We start from the raw sequence: 19,981 nt of genomic DNA, 5'->3' as shown, positions 1-19,981 counted from the left end.
CGCGGAGGAGGCTGAAAAAGTCCTGGACGTTCAAAATGATGTAATGGACGTCACGCTCTTTCGGGGTGCCGCTAACAACTCGTGGTTCGAAGTGTATTTCAATGCGCTACCTATTGCAGGTGCCGGAGATGTGGAGATGCAGGTCCATGCCATTAATCTCAGACCTGAACGAGACGTAAGCTTAAACGTCGAAATTTATAACCCAAACGGCAGCATTCCATTGATTATGACACCGGGCGGTAACGGTGACACTCGGGGCTTCGGTGGTTTTGCGCGGAACGTGGCAGCGGCCGTCCCCGAGCTAAAAGTGATTGTGTATGATCGACGCAATTTGGGTCTTTCAGAAGTCACTTTCGGTAGCGAGCCACAAATGGTCGAAGAGGGAGAAGACTTACACATCTTGATAGAGCGCCTGGGTGTTGCTCCAACAGTACTGTATGGCATGTCATCCGGTGCCCGGTCCAACCTGATCCTCGCTTCTCGCTATCCCCAAGACATTGCGGCTTTGGTGATAGCGCCGCTCACTGGCGGACCGCTCGCCGCTACGCGCTTGTCTGAAGAGTACTTTTATAAGTACTTACCCGATCAAAAGTTGACCACCACGACGCATGTCAGCGAAAAGCCGATAACAAGCATGCAGGCCTTGGCGAAAACACCGCTGTGGAGCGCTTATCTCGACCGCAATACACCCGAGAATCAGCAGCGCTTCTTTAACGCAAATATTGCCGACTTTTTAGCCGCAATGAAGACGTCTGGAGATCATCTTCGCGAGACGATGCATCAGACCGCTCTTGGAATGACAGATGAAGACCTGGCCGCACTCAAGATCCCGGCCACTTTGCTGCTCCACCACGGCGCGTACATCGATTATTTACATCCGGTGACGAATGCAAGAGCGGCGACCACACTGATTCATAATTCCTCATTTAGTGGGTTTGCTCCTCTCCTTCCGGAAATCCTCAACGCTCTCCTACCCTTTATTAAAGAGCACACAGCGACTTCAAAGTAATGACGGATACCGCGACTAAAATCCTAGATGTAGGCCAGGAGCTGATTCAGACCCGAGGTTACTCGGCGATGAGCTTTCAACACATCGCTGGCAGGGTGGGTATAAAGAAGCCAAGTATTATTCACCACTTCCCTAGTAAGGCAACCCTGGGGGTCGCCATTATCCGACGATATCGCGACACCTTTACGTCTCAACTCGATGCGATTAAAAAAAATCCGCAGACGAGCGCCTGGGAAGCCTTGGATTTCTACTTTTCACCTTACCTGCACTTTGCCCAGACGCCGGATACGGTCTGCTTGTGTGGTGCACTGGCCGGAGAGATCCCTGCACTACCAGAAGAAATGCGTTTGGAAGTTAAGCAATTCATGGAAGACCATCAGAGTTGGCTGGAGGGCATTTTGCAAAATGGCCGTAGAAACGGGGAACTGACATTCAGCGAAACCCCGGCCCGCCTTGCTCGCATGTTATTCAACACGCTCCAGGGCACATTGTTGGTCAAGCGCTCAACGGATGATCTCAGTCAACTAAATGACGTAATCAAAGTCATCAAGCGTATGTTGAAGTAATCCGTGCTTGAATAGATCGCCATGGGCGGTCTCAGACAGCTGTTGGAATCAATTTACCGTCTAATATCAGTGGAGCGCATTCGTTTCCTGAGGTCTGATATTGATCACTCTTGCGACCTCTTAACCTTAACACTCAGCCTTTCGGTGAAGCCCTGAATGAGGTGGTAGCGGCTGCGCTATGAAAATCGCTTTCGTCGCCGAAATTCTGTGGGACTGGATGTATATCGAAAATTTTTCCGCTGACTCACACTGAAGCTGCCTCGTATCATTTCACTCACTAGAACAAGCTCAGCGTGCGCTTAGCGTAAGACTCATCGAGTGTTAGTACACATCCGGCACCAGGCCCGCCGACTCCTCTCCGAATCCACGATATCCAAGAAAACGTAAGCGCCGAGCTTTGTCTGGCAAGTCGGCTGGCGGGGCATCCCCAAATTTTCGCAGCAAAACATCCCGCGCCACCTCACGCCAGGTCACACCTTCTTCTCGAGGAATAGCGGCAAGGGCTTGATCGATAAACACTCTCTGTACACCCCGCTGGCGTAGCTCCGATTCGATACGTAAGGGGCCTACACCGCGAAGCATTCGCTCCCGGGTGAAGCTTCGAGCAAAACGCTCATCACTCTGAAGCTTTTCTTGCGCGAGTCGTTCGAGTGCTGCATCCAGTTCATCTGCTTCAAACCGCTGCCCGAGTTTCCTCTGCAATTCAGCCAGAGAATGCTCTCTGCGGGCGAGCAGATTCATTGCGGCGTTACGGGGACTTTGTGGGGGTTGAGAAGAACGCTTCATAGTGAGACAAGATTACTGGTAAGCCTGTCGCAAAAAAAGGGCGCTGAAGCTGTGGAAAGGGGAAGTGGTACCCCAGCGCCCGGAGACTGAAACCGGCGTAATCAACGCCGGAGGAAGATACTGTTTATTAGTTGGCCGAGCCGTCTTCAGTGACCGCCTTTGCCGCTGGAGCAGTATCTGCCCGTTCTACGGCAGCTGAACCATCGCCGAGAAGCTGTGAACGAATCAAGCCTTCGATCTCACTGCCCAGCGCGGGGTTATCCTCAAGAAACTTCGCGGCATTAGCCTTACCTTGGCCAATCTTGTCTCCCTTGTAGGCATACCAGGCACCCGATTTGTCGACCAAACCTAGCTTGACACCCCAGTCGATCACCTCTGCAGTACGGTAGATTCCGCGTCCATACATAATCTGAAATTCAGCCTGTTTGAATGGCGGCGCCACCTTGTTCTTAACCACCTTGACGCGGGTTTCGTTACCGACCACCTCATCGCCGTCCTTGACGGCACCAATGCGTCGAATATCGAGTCGCACTGAGGAGTAAAACTTCAGCGCGTTACCACCCGTGGTGGTCTCAGGAGAGCCGAACATGACACCAATCTTCATACGAATCTGGTTAATGAAGATCACCAGGCAGTTAGTCTGCTTAATCGTTGCGGTGAGTTTGCGCATGGCCTGACTGAGAAGTCGCGCTTGTAGGCCTACGTGGGAGTCGCCCATGTCGCCTTCAATTTCTGCCCGCGGCGTCAAAGCTGCGACGGAGTCTATGACCAGTACATCAACAGCGCCGGAACGTACGAGCATCTCGGTAACTTCCAATGCCTGCTCCCCGGTGTCTGGCTGAGAAACAATCAGGTCATCGATTTTTACACCCAGCTTCTCAGCGTATATAGGGTCGAGTGCATGTTCTGCGTCAATAAAGGCTGCGGTACCGCCCGCTTTTTGTGCTTCGGCGATCACCTGCAGCGTCAGCGTAGTTTTACCTGATGATTCAGGGCCAAAAATTTCGCAGATCCGACCTTTGGGGAGCCCGCCAATACCCAGAGCAACGTCCAATCCCAAAGAGCCAGTAGAGATCGCTGGGATCGCTATACGGTCGTTGTCTCCCAGACGCATGACCGTGCCCTTACCGAACTGACGATCGATCTGGCTTAGTGCGGCTTCGAGTGCCTTTTCTTTGTTTGCGTTCATGTACTGCTCTCCTGGTCTATCGTTCTGTTGTACTGCTTGTTTGCTGCTTGTTTGCTGTTCGTTTGCTGTTCGTTTGCTGTTCGTTTCATTCACTATTGCGCTTTGGCGAGTCCTGAACTCTAACTGCAGTGGCAGCTCAAGCTCGCTGAATCTCAAGGAAGCGTTCAAAAATCCGCTCACCAAAACTACTGTACATATAATCAGTGGTTACGCTGAGGAATGCAACCATCATATGCGTCAAAAAGCGGTAAAAACCACCACCGCTTTTGCGACCTGTCGCGATTTGCGACGGGTGCTTGCAACGACAGAAACAGCTATGGAGGAGGCGTTCTCAGTCTGAAGTCGACGGCAACTCGGGATCGCTGGCCACCGCTTAGAAGACACAATCGCTCTGGGCGATAGATGCATTAGTGGTGATCATGAACAGCTTTAGCCCTCGGGACGGAAACGGCGCAGCGCCCAAAGGCATCCGTAGCACGAAAGAGAGCCTGAGGATCATCCTTGACCCAGCCCAAAGACGTCTGGAAGGTCACCACACCAAAGTTGTGATGCTCGATATCTGATCGCAAAGTGATATCGTGCCCAAAAAGGGGCTCTTCGTCATAAGCCAGTGTCACACCGTCTCGAAGCTCTAGACGAATGGGGTCGCGAAGAATCTCCATGCCCCACTCTGCTTCTTCCTCATTAGCGAGAACACGCTCTGCCAAGGCATAACGTTGCAAACCCTCGAACGCCAGTGCCAAACTCTCACACATTTAAAAACTCAAACTCCACAGAAGCCTTATGAGATACGACGCGGAGCAGCTTCAATGTTAAGATTCCCATGTTTGTGAACAGCCGTACTTCACAGGCCAAAGCCCTAGGATCAGGTCCAAAAGTTGCGATAGGTCGCCTACAACGGCTTTGATGTTCATTGAACATCAATACAGCGCCATGCTGAGGCCAAGCGCTGGAGTTTAGGCTGAAAAAAAATTCCACCCTTAAATTCAATAGTCGATTGGAGTATTGATGCGCGTCAAAGCGCGTAAAGAAGCGATGAGTAGCGACAAGAACCCAGCACCGCAGAGCGCGCACACGCCCATGATGCAGCAGTTTTTGCGCATCAAACGAGATCATCCCAACGAGTTGCTGTTCTACCGCATGGGGGATTTCTACGAACTTTTTTATGAGGATGCACAGCGCGCCTCGGAGCTGCTGGACATCACCCTGACCGCAAGAGGGAAGTCCGCCGGTGAAGACATCCCCATGGCGGGTGTGCCCTATCACGCGGCCGAAGGCTATCTTGCAAAATTAGTCAAAGCTGGCATCTCGGTAGCGATCGCCGAGCAGATTGGCGATCCCGCGACCAGCAAAGGCCCCGTAGACCGACGAGTCGTTCGCGTAGTCACGCCCGGGACTCTGAGCGACGAAGCGCTGCTCGAAGAAAAACGTGAACAGCTCCTCGTAGCATTGATTGCGCAACAGACCAGTTACGGTCTGGCCTATCTTGATCTGGGCAGCGGACGATTCCGCTTAATGGAACTTGAGGGCGAGGAAGCCTTACTCGGAGAGCTAGAGCGCCTGGATCCCGCAGAGTTGCTCTACCACGAGGAGTTACAGCACCGCGCGATCACCACCCGTCCTGGAGCTCGCTCACAACCTGCCTGGGAATTTGACCTGGAGTCTGCCCAGCGGAACCTTAAAGAGCAGTTTCAAACTCACGACCTCCGCGGCTTCGGTTGTGACAACATGCGTCTGGGTATTGCTGCAGCGGGCTGCCTGATTAGCTACGTCCGGGATACGCAACGTAGCCAGCTACCGCACATCACGGCGATTGCGCCAGAAATGCGCGAAGACAGTGTTGTACTTGACGCTGCAACACGTCGGAATTTAGAAATCGACCGAAACCTTGCCGGCGGAGACACGCATACACTCATGTCAGTGATGGACCGCTGCCGCACGGCGATGGGTAGCCGCTGTCTTCGGCGCTGGCTGCATAGACCGCTGACCTGTGTCCCAACGCTACAGAAACGCCAGGACGCTTTGACGGCGCTGAGAGAAAACTATCGCTTCGAAACACTCCGGGATGTGCTGCGACCCATCGGTGATGTGGAACGTATCATCACCCGTGTCGCCCTCGGAAGCGCTCGTCCCCGGGACCTGACTCGACTTCTGTTCGCACTCCAGAGCGTACCCGCCTTGCGCAACGCCACCCCGGCAGGAGAATCCCAAGCACTCCAGGAAACCGCGACAGAGCTGGGCGACTTCCCGCTCACCGTCGAGCTTCTGGAACGCGCCATCATGGAGAACCCTCCGGTAGTGCTTCGCGATGGCGGTGTTATTGCCACAGGCTATGACTCAGCGTTAGACGAACTTCGCTCCATCAGCGAAAACGCGGCGGGATTTCTTGTCGCTATCGAAACTCGCGAGCGAGAACGCACTGGACTTGCATCCCTGAAAGTGGGCTACAACCGTGTTCACGGCTATTACATCGAACTCAGTCGCAGTCAGTCAGATGATGTTCCCGTCGAGTACCAGCGACGCCAGACGCTCAAAAATGTCGAGCGATTTATCACACCCGAGTTAAAAGAGTTTGAAGACAAGGCTCTCTCCAGCAAAAGCCGAGCTCTCGCTCGAGAAAAACAACTCTATGCAGAACTACTGGCGACCTTACAGGAGTCATTGGAAGCCCTGCGCAGCTGTGGCTCAGCCATGGCGGAACTTGACGTCTACGCCACGCTGGCAGAACGAAGCCATAGCCTTGATCTATGTCGTCCCCAGTTCAGTGGATCGCCCTGTCTGGATATTGACCAAGGCCGCCATCTGGTTGTGGAACAGGTACTGGAAGAACCGTTCATCGCCAACGATACGCTCCTGAACGATGAGCGACGGATGCTGTTGATTACAGGCCCAAATATGGGTGGTAAATCTACCTATATGCGACAGAACGCGATCATCGCCTTGCTCGCACATGTAGGATCTTTCGTTCCCGCACGCTCGGCCACTTTGTCGACATTAGATCGAATATTCACCCGTATTGGCGCCGCTGATGATCTGGCCAGTGGACGTTCTACGTTTATGGTTGAGATGACCGAGACCGCCAATATCTTGCACAACGCGAGTGATCGTAGCTTGGTTTTGATGGACGAGGTCGGTAGGGGCACCAGCACCTTCGACGGGCTCTCCCTCGCCTGGGCTGCCGCACTACATCTTGCGGAAAAAACGCGAGCATTCACGCTGTTTGCCACGCATTACTTTGAGCTCACTGCACTGGCCGATCAGCTGCCGACGGTCTCTAATGTTCATCTGGATGCGGTGGAACACCGGGAACACGTGGTGTTTATGCACCGGATCCAGGAAGGCCCCGCGAATCGAAGTTTCGGGCTGCAGGTGGCAAAGCTCGCCGGTGTGCCCGCCAGTGTTCTGCACGCGGCCGCAGGCAAGCTTAAAGAGCTGGAAACTCAGAATCCAACGGACAGCTCTCAGGCATCGTCGTCTGAAGCGCCCGTACCACAGGGAGACTTGTTTGCCGAAAACCCAAATCACCCGGCGCTAGCTCTTCTTCGCGACAGTGACCCGGATACCTTATCGCCTCGGGACGCACTTGCTCTGCTGTACCGTCTTAGTGATCTAGTAAATTGAATTTACCCCTGCCGGCGCTTCTCATCATGGAAGCGAGTCGCTACACTTTTGCCTCAACGCTTTTGCGACACATAAAGCCCTGTTAAAGTAGAGACCTGAACTGAAGTTAAGGAACCGCAAGAATGACCTTCGTCGTTGGTGAAGACTGCATTAAATGTAAACACACAGATTGTGTGGAAGTATGTCCAGTGGACTGCTTTTATGAGGGACCCAACTTTCTGGTCATCCATCCAGACGAGTGCATTGACTGTGCGCTCTGTGAACCCGAATGTCCTGTGGATGCCATCTTTTCTGAAGATGAAGTGCCCGAGGACCAGCTAGTATTTGTCGAGCTGAATGCAGAGCTTGCAGAAGTCTGGCCCTGCATTACTGAGATGAAGCCCTCACCGGCGGATGCAGAGGAATGGGCAGGTAAGCCCGGCAAGCTGGCGCTTCTGGAGCGCTAGCTCCTAGGTAGACGCTTTAGCGCGTGAGCGGTGGCAGGTGGCAGGTGGCAGGTAATAGCTAAGCACAAAAAAACGGCTTTACTGCTGTAACAGCGCGTCCGCGGATAAGCCCTGACGCTCAAGAATGCGCCGCAGGCGTTTCAAAGCTTCGACTTGGATTTGTCGCACACGTTCTCGGGTCAGACCAATTTCCTGACCCACTTCTTCCAGCGTACTACTCTCGTGCCCCAGAAGACCGAAGCGACGCATAACCACTTCTCTTTGCTTGTCCGAGAGTTGGTTGAGCCAATGGGCAACACTGTCATGTACGGTGTCTTCCTGAAGTTGCTCTGAGGGATCGCAGCCATGCTCATCGGCCACGGTCTCAACGATCGACGAATCAGAGTTAGGTCCTAGGGGCGCATCCATGGAGCGCACTCGCTCATTAAGACCCATCAAGCGGGACACTTCTTTTGCGGTTTTATGAGTCCGGGATGCAATTTCCTGAGTCGTAGGCTCGTGATCCAACTGCTGGGTAAGTTCCCGCGCCGCTCGGAGGCAGCCATTGAGATCCTTCACGACATGAATCGGCAAACGAATGGTTCGCGCCTGATTCATGATGCTACGTTCGATAGTTTGGCGTATCCACCAAGTCGCATAGGTCGAGAATCTAAAACCCCTTTCGGGGTCGAATTTCTCTACTGCGCGCATCAGGCCTAAATTGCCCTCCTCAATCAGATCCAGAAGACTCATCCCCCGGTGCAGATAGCGCCTGGCAATCTGTACGACCAAACGCAGATTACTTTCTATCATGCGTTTGCGCGCCGCTTCATCGCCTTTCTGAGTAAGCCGGGCGTAATGTTTTTCTTCGTCCGCGGTTAGTAGAGGAACGAAGCCTATTTCATTGAGGTACAGCTGCGTGGGATCAAGGGTGATCTGACGGGCGTCGGTATCATCGCTGTCTTTAGATAAACGTTGGGCTGTAATCGGTTCGTCTGCCCCGGGATCCGGCGTATCTCGCTCACCACCACTCATCGCGGCCAAAGCTTCGCCGGCCAGCCCTGGAACATCAGACTGGCTTCGCTCCTGTCTCCGTCCGCGAGTGACGTTGCCGCCAGCATCATTTCCGGAGCTCCCCTTGGTTCTACCCATGGGTCAGCGTCCTTTAGTAAGCCCCGTCATTTCATCGAACAAATTTCGACTTAAAAAATACAGGGCCGAACAGCTTATATCAGCGAAGCATGACAAAACAAGCACAGAGCTAACGCTTAGGTAGCAACTGTAATGGGTCCACAGGTCGTCCTCGACGACGTATCTCAAAGTGCAGTTTCACCGAATCAGTCCCTGAGCTACCTCGTTCTGCAATTTTTTGTCCGTCGCGAACGACGTCGCCCTCATCGACAAACAGCGCATCGTTGTGGCCGTAAGCGCTCAGGTATTCGTCATTGTGCCGCACGATTAGCATAAGCCCGTAACCCGCAATACCACTTCCTGCATACACTACGCTCCCGCCGGCCGTAGCAAGTACGGCATCACCACGCTTACCACTGATGTCGATCCCTTTATGGAGATTCGTCTCAAACCTTCTGACTACTTTTCCCGACACTGGCCACCGCCAACTACCTACATCTACATTTGTATTGCTTACCCGGGCTGTGGGCTTTGATGGAGTGGATGACGTTTTGGCACTCGCTGTCGTTGAGACTGCAGATGGTTTGACCAGGGGCCTGCTTGTTGTGGTTACGGGGACTTTCTTGACAGCTGCCTTTGCTACGACGCTGGGCGTGGTGTTGGGCGCCGCTGTGGGCAAGAGTTTCACTACCGACGGAGGATTGGCTTCAGCAAGGCGCAGCTTTTGACCCGGGAATATCGTGTACGGCGCAGGGATCGTATTCGCCGCAGCCAAACGACGAAAATCGAGACCATATCGAAACGCAATAGAAAAAAGAGTATCGCCTCTAAGAACGGTGTAGCGTTGCTCGACTTTAGAAGTGCCGGCCCGTCCGCGGTCTTCAATAGGCGCCAATGGTTTGTCGGCACAAGCAGTCATCAAGCCACCGATGCACAGTAGGCACAGTGACGCTGCAAGCCTTGTCATGTGCTAGCGCTCCAGCCCACCCCAGCGGCTTTCCAGCAGCCAGACGGCAATAAAACCCAAGATTATCAATACAGTACAGATCATCAACTGACTGTCACCGAACAATTCTCCATAGTGTTGTGGGGAAATGGGAAACACCGCGCCGGTATCGCCTGGCACAGTCTTCCAAGGCCACACCACGAGAAGTGAGCCACACAGAAAGCCGGTGAGCGTAGCGAGCGTGGGGCTGTGATGCTCACTCAGCAGGTAGCTCAACAGTCTCGAAAAAACCAGTAAGCCTGAGGCCGCTCCCGTCGCAAAAAGGCCCATTGAAACGAGTTCCAGTGTCTCAATCGCCGCAAGCACCGCAGGATACATTCCCAGAAGCACAAGAATAAAGCTGCCCGAGATTCCCGGCAAAATCATCGCGCATATGGCAAAAAACCCGGCCACAAAAAAACTCCAGGGCGCGATGGGCAACGCGAACGCGGGTGAGAGACCGACCCCCGCGGCAAACACCGCGCCGAGAAGTAATCCAGCCACCGCTGTCATCGTCCACTGTGACACATGCCGGATAAGCACCAGGGCCGAGGCCAAGATCAGGCCAAAGAAAAACGACCACAGCAATAGAGGCTGCGTTTCTAAAAGAGATGAAATAGAACGCGCTAAGGAGAACACGCTGATCGCTATGCCTAGGAGCAAGGTTGCCAAAAACGCGGCATCAGTGCGCTCAAAGGCCTCTCGCCAGCGGCCAGCAAACACACAACGGAGCAGCGTCAAATCAAAGGCCGTAATCGCCGAGATCAGACGATGATAGATGCCGGTAATGAATGCCATAGTGCCACCGGATACACCTGGCACAATGTCCGCCGCTCCCATGAGTACACCCCGAAGCAGAACACCCGGAAACAAGGGTATGGCCGATTTCTCTGGCAAACGCTCTTCAGCCATTGCCGAGTCCGGGGAGTAGTGGCACAAAACGAACAGGCTCTACGTCGTAACGTTCAAAGCCTGAATCCGTGCGCTCAACAACCACCAGCGTTTGTTCACGCCCACCCACCGGCATAACCAGACGACCACCGAGCGCCAACTGCCCAAGCAGGGATTGAGGCACCTGCTCCGGCGCCGCTGCGGCGAGAATACCGTCAAACGGCGCCTGAGACTCCCAGCCTTCGTAGCCGTCGCCGTGGCGCATTTGGACATTCCTCAGCTTGAGTTGCCGCATGCGCTTTCTCGCTGCCAGCAACAGCGGTTTAATGCGCTCCAAGGCGTAGACCTCACCCACAATGCCAGCCAGAACAGCGCTCTGATATCCCGAGCCGCTGCCAATCTCCAATATCTTTTGTGGATCGCGTCCGGCAATCAACAGCTCCGTCATTCGAGCAACGATATACGGCTGCGACAGAGTTTGCTGAAAGCCAATCGGAAGCGCCGTGTCTTCGTAGGCACGGTGCGCCATGGCTTCATCCACAAACAAATGCCGTGGCACGTTACGCATGGCATCAAGCACGGTGATGCTGGTGATTCCCTGCTCCACTAAGCGCTGCACCAAACGCTCCCGTGTGCGCTGGGAGGTCATACCGATACCAGAAATATCCGCTGATCTATTCATGAGCGTCTCAATAACACTACCGCATGAACGGCGATGCCCTCTTCCCGGCCCACATAGCCAAGATGTTCAGTAGTGGTGGCTTTCACCGATACCTGATCCAGATCCGCAAGGAGGTCCGCGGCAATGTTTTTACGCATGGCAATTACATGCCCAGCGATACGGGGCGTTTGAGCGACGATGGTGATGTCGGCGTTACCGAGGCGATAGCCACTCTCCCCTACGAGAGTGCCGCAGCGTCGCAACAACTCTCTGCTATCGATGCCCGCATTAGCCTGATCCGAATCCGGAAAATGCTTACCGATGTCACCCGCCGCGATTGCACCGAGCAAGGCATCACACAAGGCATGCAGAACAACGTCGCCATCAGAATGTGCAAGCAGCGAACGATCGTGGGGTATAGATACGCCGCCAAGAACAACAGCATCCAAACCTTGCCCTGGATCCGCAAAAGCGTGCACATCGAAGCCATGTCCGATCCGCATCAAATTTCTGTCTCTGCCATATCCACATCCTGAGGGTAAAGCTGCTTCAACCAAAAAGCTGCCAGCTGCATGTCCGAGGCATAGGTTACCTTGAGATTGGTGACAGAACCTCTAACAAGTTGAACCTCAAAGCCAGCAGCTTCCATAGCCGAGGCCTCGTCGGTGACAGTGAAACCGCTCTCGCGGGCTGCTTGCAGCGCTGTCCGAAGCTCCCCTACACGAAACATTTGGGGAGTCTGGGCGCTCCAGATACATTCTCTATCAACGGTGGCCGTGACGCGAGATTCTGCGTCGGCTCGTTTGAGCGTATCTGTGATCGGTAATGCAAGCAGGCCGCCGACACCTGCTTCGGTGACGTTTTCGACGAGGGACTCCAACTCATGTTGAGACAGACAGGGGCGAGCAGCATCGTGCACCAACACCCAATCGTCATCGCTAGCTGGCAGCGCCGCTACCCCTGCAGCTACAGATGCGGCGCGATCTGCTCCCCCGGTGCAAAAGCTCACCCGTTCATCTCCCAAAGCTCCGTCTCTTGGACGGATCAAGTCAGCCTCGGAAAGAGCCACCACACAGCCGCGCAGCCCCGGGTAAGCCAAGAGCGCGGAAACACTCCAGTCCAAAAGCGACCGGCCGCAGAGTTTAAGATACTGTTTGGATTCATTCTGCGCCATGCGAGACCCACTGCCAGCTGCAGGGACCACCGCCCAGAGCACGCTCAAGAACCCGGCTCAGCAGGTTTGGGCGCAAGTTTGTCGGGATCAACAAACTGATAATAAACTTCGTCATCACGGGTCAAACCCAGCTCTTCCCGCGCGCGCTGCTCAAGCACCGTGTTTCCGGCTTTCAGATCCATAACCTGCCGGCTTAGCTCCTCATTGCGTTCGCGCAAAATCGCGTTCTCCCGCTGCGAATCCTGAGCCTGCTGCCGAAGTTGTAACAACTCCAAGCGACCACCCTCTCCCCACCAGAGGCGATACTGCAGCCCAGCGAGGAGCAAAAGAAGTACCAGCAATATCCAGCGCAAAAGCGTAGCTAGCGCGCAAACTCGGCACGCCCGCGATAGGGCGCAGTGGAGCCGAGCTCGGCCTCAATGCGAAGAAGCCGGTTGTATTTGGCAACACGGTCCGAGCGGCACAGGGAACCCGTTTTAATCTGACCCGCTCCGGTAGCCACCGCCAGATCAGCGATCGTTGTGTCCTCTGTCTCACCAGAGCGGTGAGAAATCACGACGGTGTAACCCGCGTCTTTAGCCATCACAATAGCATCCAGAGTTTCGCTCAGCGTGCCAATTTGGTTGAGCTTGATGAGAATGGAATTGCCCACGCCCAGCTCAATACCCTGAGCAAGAATCTTGGTGTTAGTGACAAAGAGATCGTCACCCACCAACTGAACACGATCCCCAAGGCGCTCCGTCAACAGTTTCCAGCCATCCCAATCTGACTCATCAAGCCCGTCCTCGATAGACAGGATTGGATGAGCATCAACGAGTCCGGCAAGATACTCAGTGAATCCTGCACTATCGAAATCACGGCCATCACCGCCAAGCCAGTAGCGGCCATCGCGATAAAATTCAGAGGCCGCACAATCAAGAGCCAGTGTTACATCAGTGCCCAGGACATAGCCGGCGTTTGAAACCGCTTCGGCGATGACATCAAGCGCCGCTTCATTCGAGGGCAAATCCGGCGCAAAACCACCCTCATCACCCACGGCGGTGCTCAAACCCCTGGCCGACAGTACTTTTTTAAGATGATGGAAAATCTCTGCACCACAGCGCAAGGCCTCAGCGAAGCTGGTTGCCGCAACCGGCTGAATCATGAATTCCTGAATATCAACATTGTTATCGGCGTGCTCTCCACCGTTAATAATGTTCATCATAGGCACCGGCATACTGAGAGAACCGCGACCATAGAGCTCTGCAATATGTGCATAAAGAGGCTTACCGGCCGCAATGGCCGCCGCGCGGGCGGCGGCCAGCGAAACTGCCAGCATGGCATTGGCGCCCAGAGACCCCTTGTTCTCGGTGCCATCGAGCTTCAACATAGCGTCATCAAGGTCTCGCTGCGCTGAAGCATCCATACCCAGTAAAGCCGTGCGTAGGGCACCGTTAATGTTTCCAACCGCTTTGGTGACGCCCTTGCCAAGATATCGCGTAGGGTCCGCATCACGCAGCTCGAGTGCCTCCCGTGATCCTGTAGACGCACCGGAGGGGGCAAATGCGGCGGCCGAGGCACCAGACGCAAGCGTCACCTCTGCCATTACCGTGGGGTTCCCACGAGAGTCCAACACCTCAAACCCCTGAACCTCAGTAATCCTGCTCACTTTTGACTCTCCCTGAATCATGTTTAGATGCTGCGCGGAGCATCCATGCATCGCTGTACTATTAATTTAAACGTCCAATCTAAACGTCCAATCTAACAAGGTTCAATCTATGTCGAGTACAGGTAAACCTTTAACCAGGGTATCTACCGCCTTAACCTGCTCGAGAAACGGCCGCAATTTATCCAGAGGCAACGCACTGGGACCGTCACAGAGCGCCTTGTCTGGATTAGGATGTGACTCTAGAAACAATCCCGCCAAGCCCACAGCCATACCCGCGCGGGCCAGCTCAGTCACCTGAGATCGCCGACCTCCCGAGGCCGCGCCCATAGGGTCGCGGCATTGCAGGGCATGGGTCACATCGAAAATTTGCGGCACCCCGTTGGTAGCAGCGCGCATGACGCTAAAACCCAACATATCCACTACAAGATTGTCGTATCCGTAGTTGCTGCCACGCTCGCAAAGCATGAGTCGATCATTGCCGCACTCTCGAAACTTCTCAACCACGTTGCCCATCTGCGTGGGCGACAAAAACTGAGGCTTCTTGATGTTGATTACCGCACCGGTCTCAGCCATTGCCCGCACCAAGTCCGTCTGGCGCGCAAGAAAGGCGGGCAACTGAATAATATCGCAGACCTCTGCCGCTGCCGCTGCTTCATCGGGGGCATGCACATCGGTGATCAGGGGCACGTTAAAGCGTGACTTAATTTCGGCGAGAATATCCAGCCCCGCCGCTAAACCCGGCCCGCGAAAGGAGTGGATAGACGAGCGATTTGCCTTGTCGTACGAGGCCTTAAAAACGAGTGGAATACCCAAGTCAGCACAAACCGTCACGTACTCGGCGGCAACCTCCAGCGCAAACTCTCGACTTTCCAGAACATTTACACCACCGAGTAGTACAAAGGGTGCGTCGTTGGCAATGCGCAGATCGCCCAGTTCAATAGTTGTTGTCATCGGCATAACCTCCTCAATATCAGGGCTCAGCCTACCGCCGTGTCGCGGGCACGGCGGTTACCCGCCGCATGCTGACAAGCTGCTTGTATGTAGCTAGTGAAGAGCGGATGACCGCCCCTGGGTCGGGATGTGAACTCCGGATGAAACTGACAGGCGACGTACCAGGCATGCTCAGGCAATTCAACCATCTCAACAAGAGATCTGTCCTCAGACCAGCCTGCGATAACCATGCCATGCTCCTGGAGTGTACTAACGTAGTTGTCATTCACTTCATAGCGATGACGATGACGTTCGTTGATCACTGGCGCGCCGTAAATTTCGCGGATCCGCGTTCCCTCATCGAGGTGGCAGGGCTGCGAGCCCAGTCGCATAGTACCGCCCAGATCCGAGCTCTCGCTTCGCTGCTCGGTACTGCCGTCAGCATTCTTCCATTCAGTAATCAGCGCCACGATGGGGTGTGGTGTCTGCGGTGCCATTTCTGAAGAATGAGCGCCCTCAAGTCCACAAACGTTTCGCGCATATTCCACAAGCGCCACATGCATTCCCAGGCAAATGCCCAGGAAGGGAATATCGTTTTCCCGGGCAAAACGCACGGCTTCGATCTTCCCTTCTACGCCGCGGTCACCAAAGCCCCCAGGCACCAGAATGGCATCCGCGCCCTCAAGGACTCCAGTACCGTTCTTTTCGATATCTTCAGCTTCGACGTAGTCGATCTGAACATCCGTCAGGGTCTGCAGCCCGGCATGGGCGAGAGCCTCATTAAGGGATTTATAAGCGTCGGGAAGCTCCATGTATTTGCCGACCATCGCCACCCGAACTGTGGCCTGTCGATCAGCCATCTCTCGCTGAAGCACTTCATCCCATTCACTAAGATCTGCGACCGGACAATCGAGGTTAAATCGCTCAAGCACAAAATCATCAAGCCCACTAGCGTGTAGTGCCCGAGGAATGCTGTAGATCGTATCGGCATCTAAAAGCGGTATGACCGCCCGTGCCTCAACGTTGGTAAACAGAGCGATTTTTCTGCAGGCACTCTCTTCGATGGGCACCGTAGAACGACAGAGCAGAACGTCAGGCTGCAAGCCGATGGAGCGCAGCTCTTTTACAGAGTGCTGAGTAGGCTTGGTTTTGATCTCACCCGCCGTCGCAATATAAGGCACCAGAGTGAGGTGCATAAGCAGTGCCCGGGAAGGGCCCATCTCTACCTTGAGCTGACGGGCAGCCTCGAGAAACGGGAGACCCTCAATATCGCCGACTGTGCCGCCGATTTCCACGACGGCTATGTCAGCGTCGCCAGCCCCAGCCAGCACACGCCGCTTGATTTCATCCGTGATATGCGGAATGACCTGCACGGTGCCGCCGAGATAGTCCCCACGACGCTCTTTGGCCAAAACCTGATTATAAACGCGGCCGGTCGTGAAGTTATTACGACGGGTCATTACCGCACGGGTAAATCGTTCGTAATGCCCCAGATCAAGATCGGTTTCAGCGCCGTCGTCGGTGACATACACCTCACCATGCTGAAACGGACTCATGGTCCCTGGATCTATATTGATATAGGGGTCGAGCTTGAGAAGCGTAACCTTCAAACCACGGGCTTCAAGGACCGCCGCCAGCGAAGCCGCTGCGATTCCCTTGCCTAGAGAAGAAACTACACCACCAGTCACAAAGACCAATCGCGTCATGTCACGCCTTCCTGTTGACTGTGCTCTGGACGAGCAAGACTGTCATCAATCCGGGCCCGCGACCATGCGATAAGATGGGATATTAAACTAACAGAAAGCGCTCTTGTGCTCAATCAGAAACCTGCATTGAGTGTGTTATTTCTGGGTAATTCCTTCTCTTTTGCAGACAAGTTCGATCCCCAGGGAGGCGGCTCGGGGCGATCTTAGCAAATGCGCCACCGCGAGAAGCTCTTCCCCCGAGTCGGAGGCCTGCATAAGCAGGGGTAAACAATTTCGCCACCAGGGCGGCACAGCTCGCTCCTGAAACACTGTCTTCAGATTCTTGTGGTGACCGCTAGCGAGGGCCAGACGCTCTCCCCCCAGGCGCGTACGAAGAATCAAACCCGACAACTCTTCGTCACCCGGAGCCTCCAGAGCCAGCTCGCCCAGACCCGGCCAAGACAAGGTCTGGCCGATCTGAGTCGCCCAAGCCTTTGGCGCGGAATCGAGATCCTGTGGGTGGAGATATACGGCATCACGATAACGCTCAATGGTCCAGCGGGAACCCACCAGCTGCGCACCCACACCCTCTCGAATCTGGCGCAAAAACTCCATCAAACGTGCTGACGGTGGCGCCAACAAGGACTGTTTGCGAAGCCAGTGTCGAAGTGCAAGTGCTGCCAGAGCGGGCTCTTGGGGCAAATCCTCCAGCAGAAAGCCCGGATCACCAAGACTCCCGTACATAGTATCCAGTGCCGGGCCGGGTAGATGCTCGTTCAACTCTCGAAGCTGGCTTGCCGCACGCGATAGCGTAGATCGGTATCCAGGCCAGCGCCGAGCAAGAAGCGGCATCACCGCCTGCCGCAAGTAGTTACGGTCAAAGCGGGTATCGACGTTACTCGGATCATCAATCCAAACTAAGTCATTTGAGGCCGCATAGACTTCGAGGTCACTCCGAGGAAGATCAAGAAGTGGACGCAACAGCGAACCATGGCCAAGACTCCGGGTAACGGGCATAGCCGCCAAGCCCTCCGGACCCGCTCCTCGGAGCAGCCTCAGTAACAGTGTTTCTGCCTGATCATCCTGATGGTGAGCCATCAACAACACGCCCCCTGCTTCGACTTGGGACTCGAACCAGTGATAGCGCGCGGTTCGGGCGGCAGCTTCAACACCTCGCCCAGCGTCGTCCACTTTCAGCAGGGTGGATGTAAACGGGATATTCCGTTGAGCACACAGGTCTGCGCACTGCGCGCTCCAGACTTCAGCATCCCGGTGAAGCCCGTGGTTCGCATGTAAAGCAATAACAGGCCCGGAAAAATACGCCGCCAGGGCGTGCAGGAGGACGCTTGAGTCTAGGCCGCCGCTGTAGGCGATATAGACACGGCTGGCGCCAGTTAGCGTGGCAGCGTGCCGGTCTATTGCTTGAAAAACGGGGTCTTGAGCCACCCCGGCCGGACCCTCAGTTACCGTAGGCGAGGAGTCTCGCATAGCGGGCTTCGAGCATATCCTCTGTGCTCATGGCTTTAAGCTTATCCAGCTCCCCCGCTACATGATCGCGAATTCGTTCTGCCATCAGCCCGGCATCTCGGTGTGCGCCGCCAAGAGGCTCGGGGATACTCGCATCTACAATACCGAGCTCCTTGAGCTTCTCTGAGGTTACGCCCATTGCAGCGGCTGCCTCGGAGGCAAACTCTGAGGACTTCCAGATAATGTTCGCGCAGCCTTCCGGAGAAATCACAAAGTAGGTGGCGTATTGCAACATGGCAAGATGGTCGGCCACGCCAATGCCCAGGGCACCGCCGGAACTACCTTCGCCAATAACCACAGACACAATGGGCGTTTTCAGTCGAGACATCACGGCTAAATTAGTAGCAATTGACTCAGAAATACCCCGCTCTTCGGAATCAATGCCGGGATAGGCCCCTGGCGTGTCAATCAGCGTAACTACTGGCAGACTAAAACGTTCCGCTGTCTCCATCAGCCGCAAAGCTTTGCGATAGCCCTCGGGCTTGGGCATACCAAAATTACGGAACACTTTATCTTTGACCGAGCGACCTTTTTCCTGGCCAATCACCATGACGGACTCACCTTTCAGGCGAGCAATGCCACCGACGATCGCTTTATCATCGCCAAAATGTCGATCGCCATGCAGCTCATCGAAGTCGTCAAAAATCAAAGGGAGGTAGTCGAGTGTGTAGGGACGCAGCGGATGTCTTGCTACGCGCACCACATCCCAGGGACTCAGGTTAGAAAAAATCTTCTCAGTAAGCTTCGCGCTCTTGGCTTTTAACTCGCCAAGCTCGCTGGACAAATTCAGCTTCGCGCCAGAGCCCACATGCCGTAATTCCTCGATCTTGACCTCAAGCTCGGCGATCGGCTGTTCAAAATCCAGATAATTGGGGTTCATGGCGACGTCAACAACTGAGGGTTAGCTTGAGGATTCTACCCAAAAGCGGGCCGCGCCTCCATCGACTTGATCGCAGCGTCATCCGACCAACGTAATCATCACGCCTGCGGCTACAGCTGAACCAATTACACCGGCGACATTTGGCCCCATCGCATGCATGAGCAGGAAGTTATGTGGATCTGCTTCCAAGCCCAATTTGTTACTCACGCGGGCTGCCATGGGCACTGCCGACACGCCTGCAGAGCCGATGAGAGGATTGATGGGCGTGCCCCCAAAGCGGTTCATCAGCTTGGCTAGCAAGACACCAGATGCGGTCCCCACACTGAAAGCCACGATACCCAGGCCCAAAATACCCAGCGTATTGACGTCCAAAAACTTGTCTGCCACGAGCTTGGAACCCACGGCAAGGCCAAGGAATATTGTGGTGATGTTGATAAGTGCGTTTTGCGCTGCGGCACTCAAACGCTCAACGACGCCACACTCACGCATCAAATTCCCGAAACACAACATGCCCAGCAAAGGCGCAGCATCGGGCAATAACAAGGCCACAAGAATAAGCAGCATCAAGGGGAAACTGATCTTTTCCCGGCGGCTTACCGTGCGCAGCTGTACCATCACTATTTGACGCTCCTCGGGGGTGGTGAGCGCGCGCATAATCGGCGGTTGAATCAAGGGTACCAATGCCATGTAGGAGTAAGCCGCAACGGCAATCGCCCCGAGCAGGTCTGGCGCCAACAAACTCGAGACATAAATAGCCGTGGGGCCATCCGCGCCGCCGATAATACCGATGGCCGCCGACTGAGCGAGGCTGAAGTCCGTCACACCCAAGGATGTAAGACCCACTGCACCGAGCACCGTCGCAAAGATTCCAAA

General features: G+C 54.7%; 20 protein-coding genes. 4 read left to right on the top strand and 16 right to left on the bottom strand.

Going from position 1 to position 19,981, the window contains the following annotated elements; genetic code table 11:
* Positions 1-1,009, top strand: a 1,009-nt coding sequence (locus ACI9KD_RS12965; protein ID WP_414981597.1) for an alpha/beta fold hydrolase, incomplete at its 5' end; no start/stop codon positions are given.
* The gene (locus ACI9KD_RS12960; protein WP_414981596.1) at positions 1,009-1,575 is read left to right on the top strand and encodes a TetR/AcrR family transcriptional regulator; all 567 of its coding nucleotides are present in this window, start codon (positions 1,009-1,011) and stop codon (positions 1,573-1,575) included. The genes ACI9KD_RS12965 and ACI9KD_RS12960, both read left to right, overlap by 1 nt.
* Positions 1,576-1,896: 321 nt before the next feature.
* Here ACI9KD_RS12960 and ACI9KD_RS12955 read toward each other — a convergent pair whose 3' ends face one another.
* From ACI9KD_RS12955 to ACI9KD_RS12945, 3 genes are all read right to left on the bottom strand, one after another.
* Positions 1,897-2,316 carry a regulatory protein RecX gene (locus tag ACI9KD_RS12955; protein ID WP_414981595.1) on the bottom strand — a complete coding sequence of 140 codons (420 nt, stop codon included), beginning with the start codon at positions 2,314-2,316 and terminating at the stop codon, positions 1,897-1,899.
* A gap of 172 nt (positions 2,317-2,488) precedes the next feature.
* Positions 2,489-3,550 carry a recombinase RecA gene (gene recA, locus ACI9KD_RS12950; RefSeq protein WP_414981594.1) on the bottom strand — a complete coding sequence of 354 codons (1,062 nt, stop codon included), beginning with the start codon at positions 3,548-3,550 and terminating at the stop codon, positions 2,489-2,491.
* A 407-nt stretch (positions 3,551-3,957) separates the two neighbouring features.
* Positions 3,958-4,305 carry a hypothetical protein gene (locus tag ACI9KD_RS12945; protein ID WP_414981593.1) on the bottom strand — a complete coding sequence of 116 codons (348 nt, stop codon included), beginning with the start codon at positions 4,303-4,305 and terminating at the stop codon, positions 3,958-3,960.
* Positions 4,306-4,630: 325 nt separating this feature from the next.
* Between ACI9KD_RS12945 and mutS the strand changes: the two genes are divergently transcribed.
* Both mutS and fdxA read left to right on the top strand, forming a co-directional pair.
* Positions 4,631-7,171 (top strand): DNA mismatch repair protein MutS, encoded by a 2,541-nt coding sequence (mutS, locus tag ACI9KD_RS12940; protein ID WP_414981600.1) that lies wholly within the window; start codon positions 4,631-4,633, stop codon positions 7,169-7,171.
* A gap of 122 nt (positions 7,172-7,293) precedes the next feature.
* Positions 7,294-7,617: a ferredoxin FdxA gene (gene fdxA / locus ACI9KD_RS12935; RefSeq protein ID WP_414981592.1), complete on the top strand. Its 324-nt coding sequence runs from the start codon at positions 7,294-7,296 to the stop codon at positions 7,615-7,617.
* A 78-nt stretch (positions 7,618-7,695) separates the two neighbouring features.
* On the opposite strand, the gene rpoS is transcribed toward fdxA, so the two are convergent.
* The 13 genes from rpoS to ACI9KD_RS12870 all read right to left on the bottom strand — a co-directional run.
* On the bottom strand, positions 7,696-8,631 hold the full coding sequence (rpoS, locus tag ACI9KD_RS12930; RefSeq protein WP_414981599.1) for an RNA polymerase sigma factor RpoS: 936 nt from the start codon (positions 8,629-8,631) through the stop codon (positions 7,696-7,698).
* Between the two features lie 226 nt (positions 8,632-8,857).
* On the bottom strand, positions 8,858-9,694 hold the full coding sequence (locus ACI9KD_RS12925) for a peptidoglycan DD-metalloendopeptidase family protein (RefSeq protein ID WP_414981591.1): 837 nt from the start codon (positions 9,692-9,694) through the stop codon (positions 8,858-8,860).
* A gap of 3 nt (positions 9,695-9,697) precedes the next feature.
* Positions 9,698-10,624 (bottom strand): DUF368 domain-containing protein, encoded by a 927-nt coding sequence (locus ACI9KD_RS12920; RefSeq protein ID WP_414981590.1) that lies wholly within the window; start codon positions 10,622-10,624, stop codon positions 9,698-9,700.
* Positions 10,617-11,285 (bottom strand): protein-L-isoaspartate(D-aspartate) O-methyltransferase, encoded by a 669-nt coding sequence (locus ACI9KD_RS12915; RefSeq protein WP_414981589.1) that lies wholly within the window; start codon positions 11,283-11,285, stop codon positions 10,617-10,619. The genes ACI9KD_RS12920 and ACI9KD_RS12915 overlap by 8 nt, the downstream gene beginning before the upstream one ends.
* The gene (gene ispF / locus ACI9KD_RS12910; RefSeq protein ID WP_414981588.1) at positions 11,282-11,767 is read right to left on the bottom strand and encodes a 2-C-methyl-D-erythritol 2,4-cyclodiphosphate synthase; all 486 of its coding nucleotides are present in this window, start codon (positions 11,765-11,767) and stop codon (positions 11,282-11,284) included. Before ispF ends, ACI9KD_RS12915 begins: the two co-directional genes overlap by 4 nt.
* Complete coding sequence (ispD, locus tag ACI9KD_RS12905; RefSeq protein ID WP_414981598.1) at positions 11,767-12,480, bottom strand: 2-C-methyl-D-erythritol 4-phosphate cytidylyltransferase; 714 nt, start codon at positions 12,478-12,480, stop codon at positions 11,767-11,769. Before ispD ends, ispF begins: the two co-directional genes overlap by 1 nt.
* Positions 12,481-12,482: 2 nt before the next feature.
* Positions 12,483-12,791, bottom strand: coding sequence for a cell division protein FtsB (gene ftsB, locus ACI9KD_RS12900; RefSeq protein ID WP_414981587.1), 309 nt, complete (start codon positions 12,789-12,791; stop codon positions 12,483-12,485).
* A gap of 8 nt (positions 12,792-12,799) precedes the next feature.
* Complete coding sequence (eno, locus tag ACI9KD_RS12895; protein ID WP_414981586.1) at positions 12,800-14,107, bottom strand: phosphopyruvate hydratase; 1,308 nt, start codon at positions 14,105-14,107, stop codon at positions 12,800-12,802.
* 81 nt (positions 14,108-14,188) lie between these two features.
* Positions 14,189-15,037: a 3-deoxy-8-phosphooctulonate synthase gene (kdsA, locus tag ACI9KD_RS12890; protein ID WP_414981585.1), complete on the bottom strand. Its 849-nt coding sequence runs from the start codon at positions 15,035-15,037 to the stop codon at positions 14,189-14,191.
* A 26-nt stretch (positions 15,038-15,063) separates the two neighbouring features.
* A complete protein-coding gene (locus ACI9KD_RS12885; protein ID WP_414981584.1) occupies positions 15,064-16,722 on the bottom strand; it encodes a CTP synthase in 1,659 nt (552 codons plus the stop codon).
* Between the two features lie 135 nt (positions 16,723-16,857).
* The gene (gene tilS, locus ACI9KD_RS12880; RefSeq protein ID WP_414981583.1) at positions 16,858-18,189 is read right to left on the bottom strand and encodes a tRNA lysidine(34) synthetase TilS; all 1,332 of its coding nucleotides are present in this window, start codon (positions 18,187-18,189) and stop codon (positions 16,858-16,860) included.
* Positions 18,161-19,108 carry an acetyl-CoA carboxylase carboxyltransferase subunit alpha gene (locus tag ACI9KD_RS12875; RefSeq protein WP_414981582.1) on the bottom strand — a complete coding sequence of 316 codons (948 nt, stop codon included), beginning with the start codon at positions 19,106-19,108 and terminating at the stop codon, positions 18,161-18,163. Before ACI9KD_RS12875 ends, tilS begins: the two co-directional genes overlap by 29 nt.
* A 78-nt stretch (positions 19,109-19,186) precedes the next feature.
* Positions 19,187-19,981: sodium ion-translocating decarboxylase subunit beta (locus ACI9KD_RS12870; RefSeq protein ID WP_414981581.1), on the bottom strand; the 795-nt coding region annotated here is incomplete at its 5' end.

Origin of the sequence: Congregibacter sp. (assembly GCF_047617445.1) — a bacterium.
In the GTDB taxonomy this organism is placed as follows: domain Bacteria; phylum Pseudomonadota; class Gammaproteobacteria; order Pseudomonadales; family Halieaceae; genus Congregibacter.
This window is presented reverse-complemented; position numbering and strand designations above follow the sequence as displayed.

Bases quoted from the DNA above. Each gene is read 5' to 3' on its own strand.
- ACI9KD_RS12955 (WP_414981595.1), bottom strand. From the start codon at position 2,316: ATGAATCTGCTCGCCCGCAGAGAGCATTCTCTGGCTGAATTGCAGAGG.
- ACI9KD_RS12960 (WP_414981596.1), top strand. From the start codon at position 1,009: ATGACGGATACCGCGACTAAAATCCTAGATGTAGGCCAGGAGCTGATT.
- kdsA (WP_414981585.1), bottom strand. From the start codon at position 15,037: ATGACAACAACTATTGAACTGGGCGATCTGCGCATTGCCAACGACGCA.
- ACI9KD_RS12925 (WP_414981591.1), bottom strand. From the start codon at position 9,694: ATGACAAGGCTTGCAGCGTCACTGTGCCTACTGTGCATCGGTGGCTTG.
- tilS (WP_414981583.1), bottom strand. From the start codon at position 18,189: ATGCGAGACTCCTCGCCTACGGTAACTGAGGGTCCGGCCGGGGTGGCT.
- mutS (WP_414981600.1), top strand. From the start codon at position 4,631: ATGATGCAGCAGTTTTTGCGCATCAAACGAGATCATCCCAACGAGTTG.
- ACI9KD_RS12875 (WP_414981582.1), bottom strand. From the start codon at position 19,108: ATGAACCCCAATTATCTGGATTTTGAACAGCCGATCGCCGAGCTTGAG.
- ACI9KD_RS12920 (WP_414981590.1), bottom strand. From the start codon at position 10,624: ATGGCTGAAGAGCGTTTGCCAGAGAAATCGGCCATACCCTTGTTTCCG.
- recA (WP_414981594.1), bottom strand. From the start codon at position 3,550: ATGAACGCAAACAAAGAAAAGGCACTCGAAGCCGCACTAAGCCAGATC.
- fdxA (WP_414981592.1), top strand. From the start codon at position 7,294: ATGACCTTCGTCGTTGGTGAAGACTGCATTAAATGTAAACACACAGAT.
- rpoS (WP_414981599.1), bottom strand. From the start codon at position 8,631: ATGAGTGGTGGTGAGCGAGATACGCCGGATCCCGGGGCAGACGAACCG.
- ACI9KD_RS12915 (WP_414981589.1), bottom strand. From the start codon at position 11,285: ATGAATAGATCAGCGGATATTTCTGGTATCGGTATGACCTCCCAGCGC.
- ispF (WP_414981588.1), bottom strand. From the start codon at position 11,767: ATGCGGATCGGACATGGCTTCGATGTGCACGCTTTTGCGGATCCAGGG.
- ACI9KD_RS12945 (WP_414981593.1), bottom strand. From the start codon at position 4,305: ATGTGTGAGAGTTTGGCACTGGCGTTCGAGGGTTTGCAACGTTATGCC.
- ACI9KD_RS12885 (WP_414981584.1), bottom strand. From the start codon at position 16,722: ATGACGCGATTGGTCTTTGTGACTGGTGGTGTAGTTTCTTCTCTAGGC.
- eno (WP_414981586.1), bottom strand. From the start codon at position 14,107: ATGATTCAGGGAGAGTCAAAAGTGAGCAGGATTACTGAGGTTCAGGGG.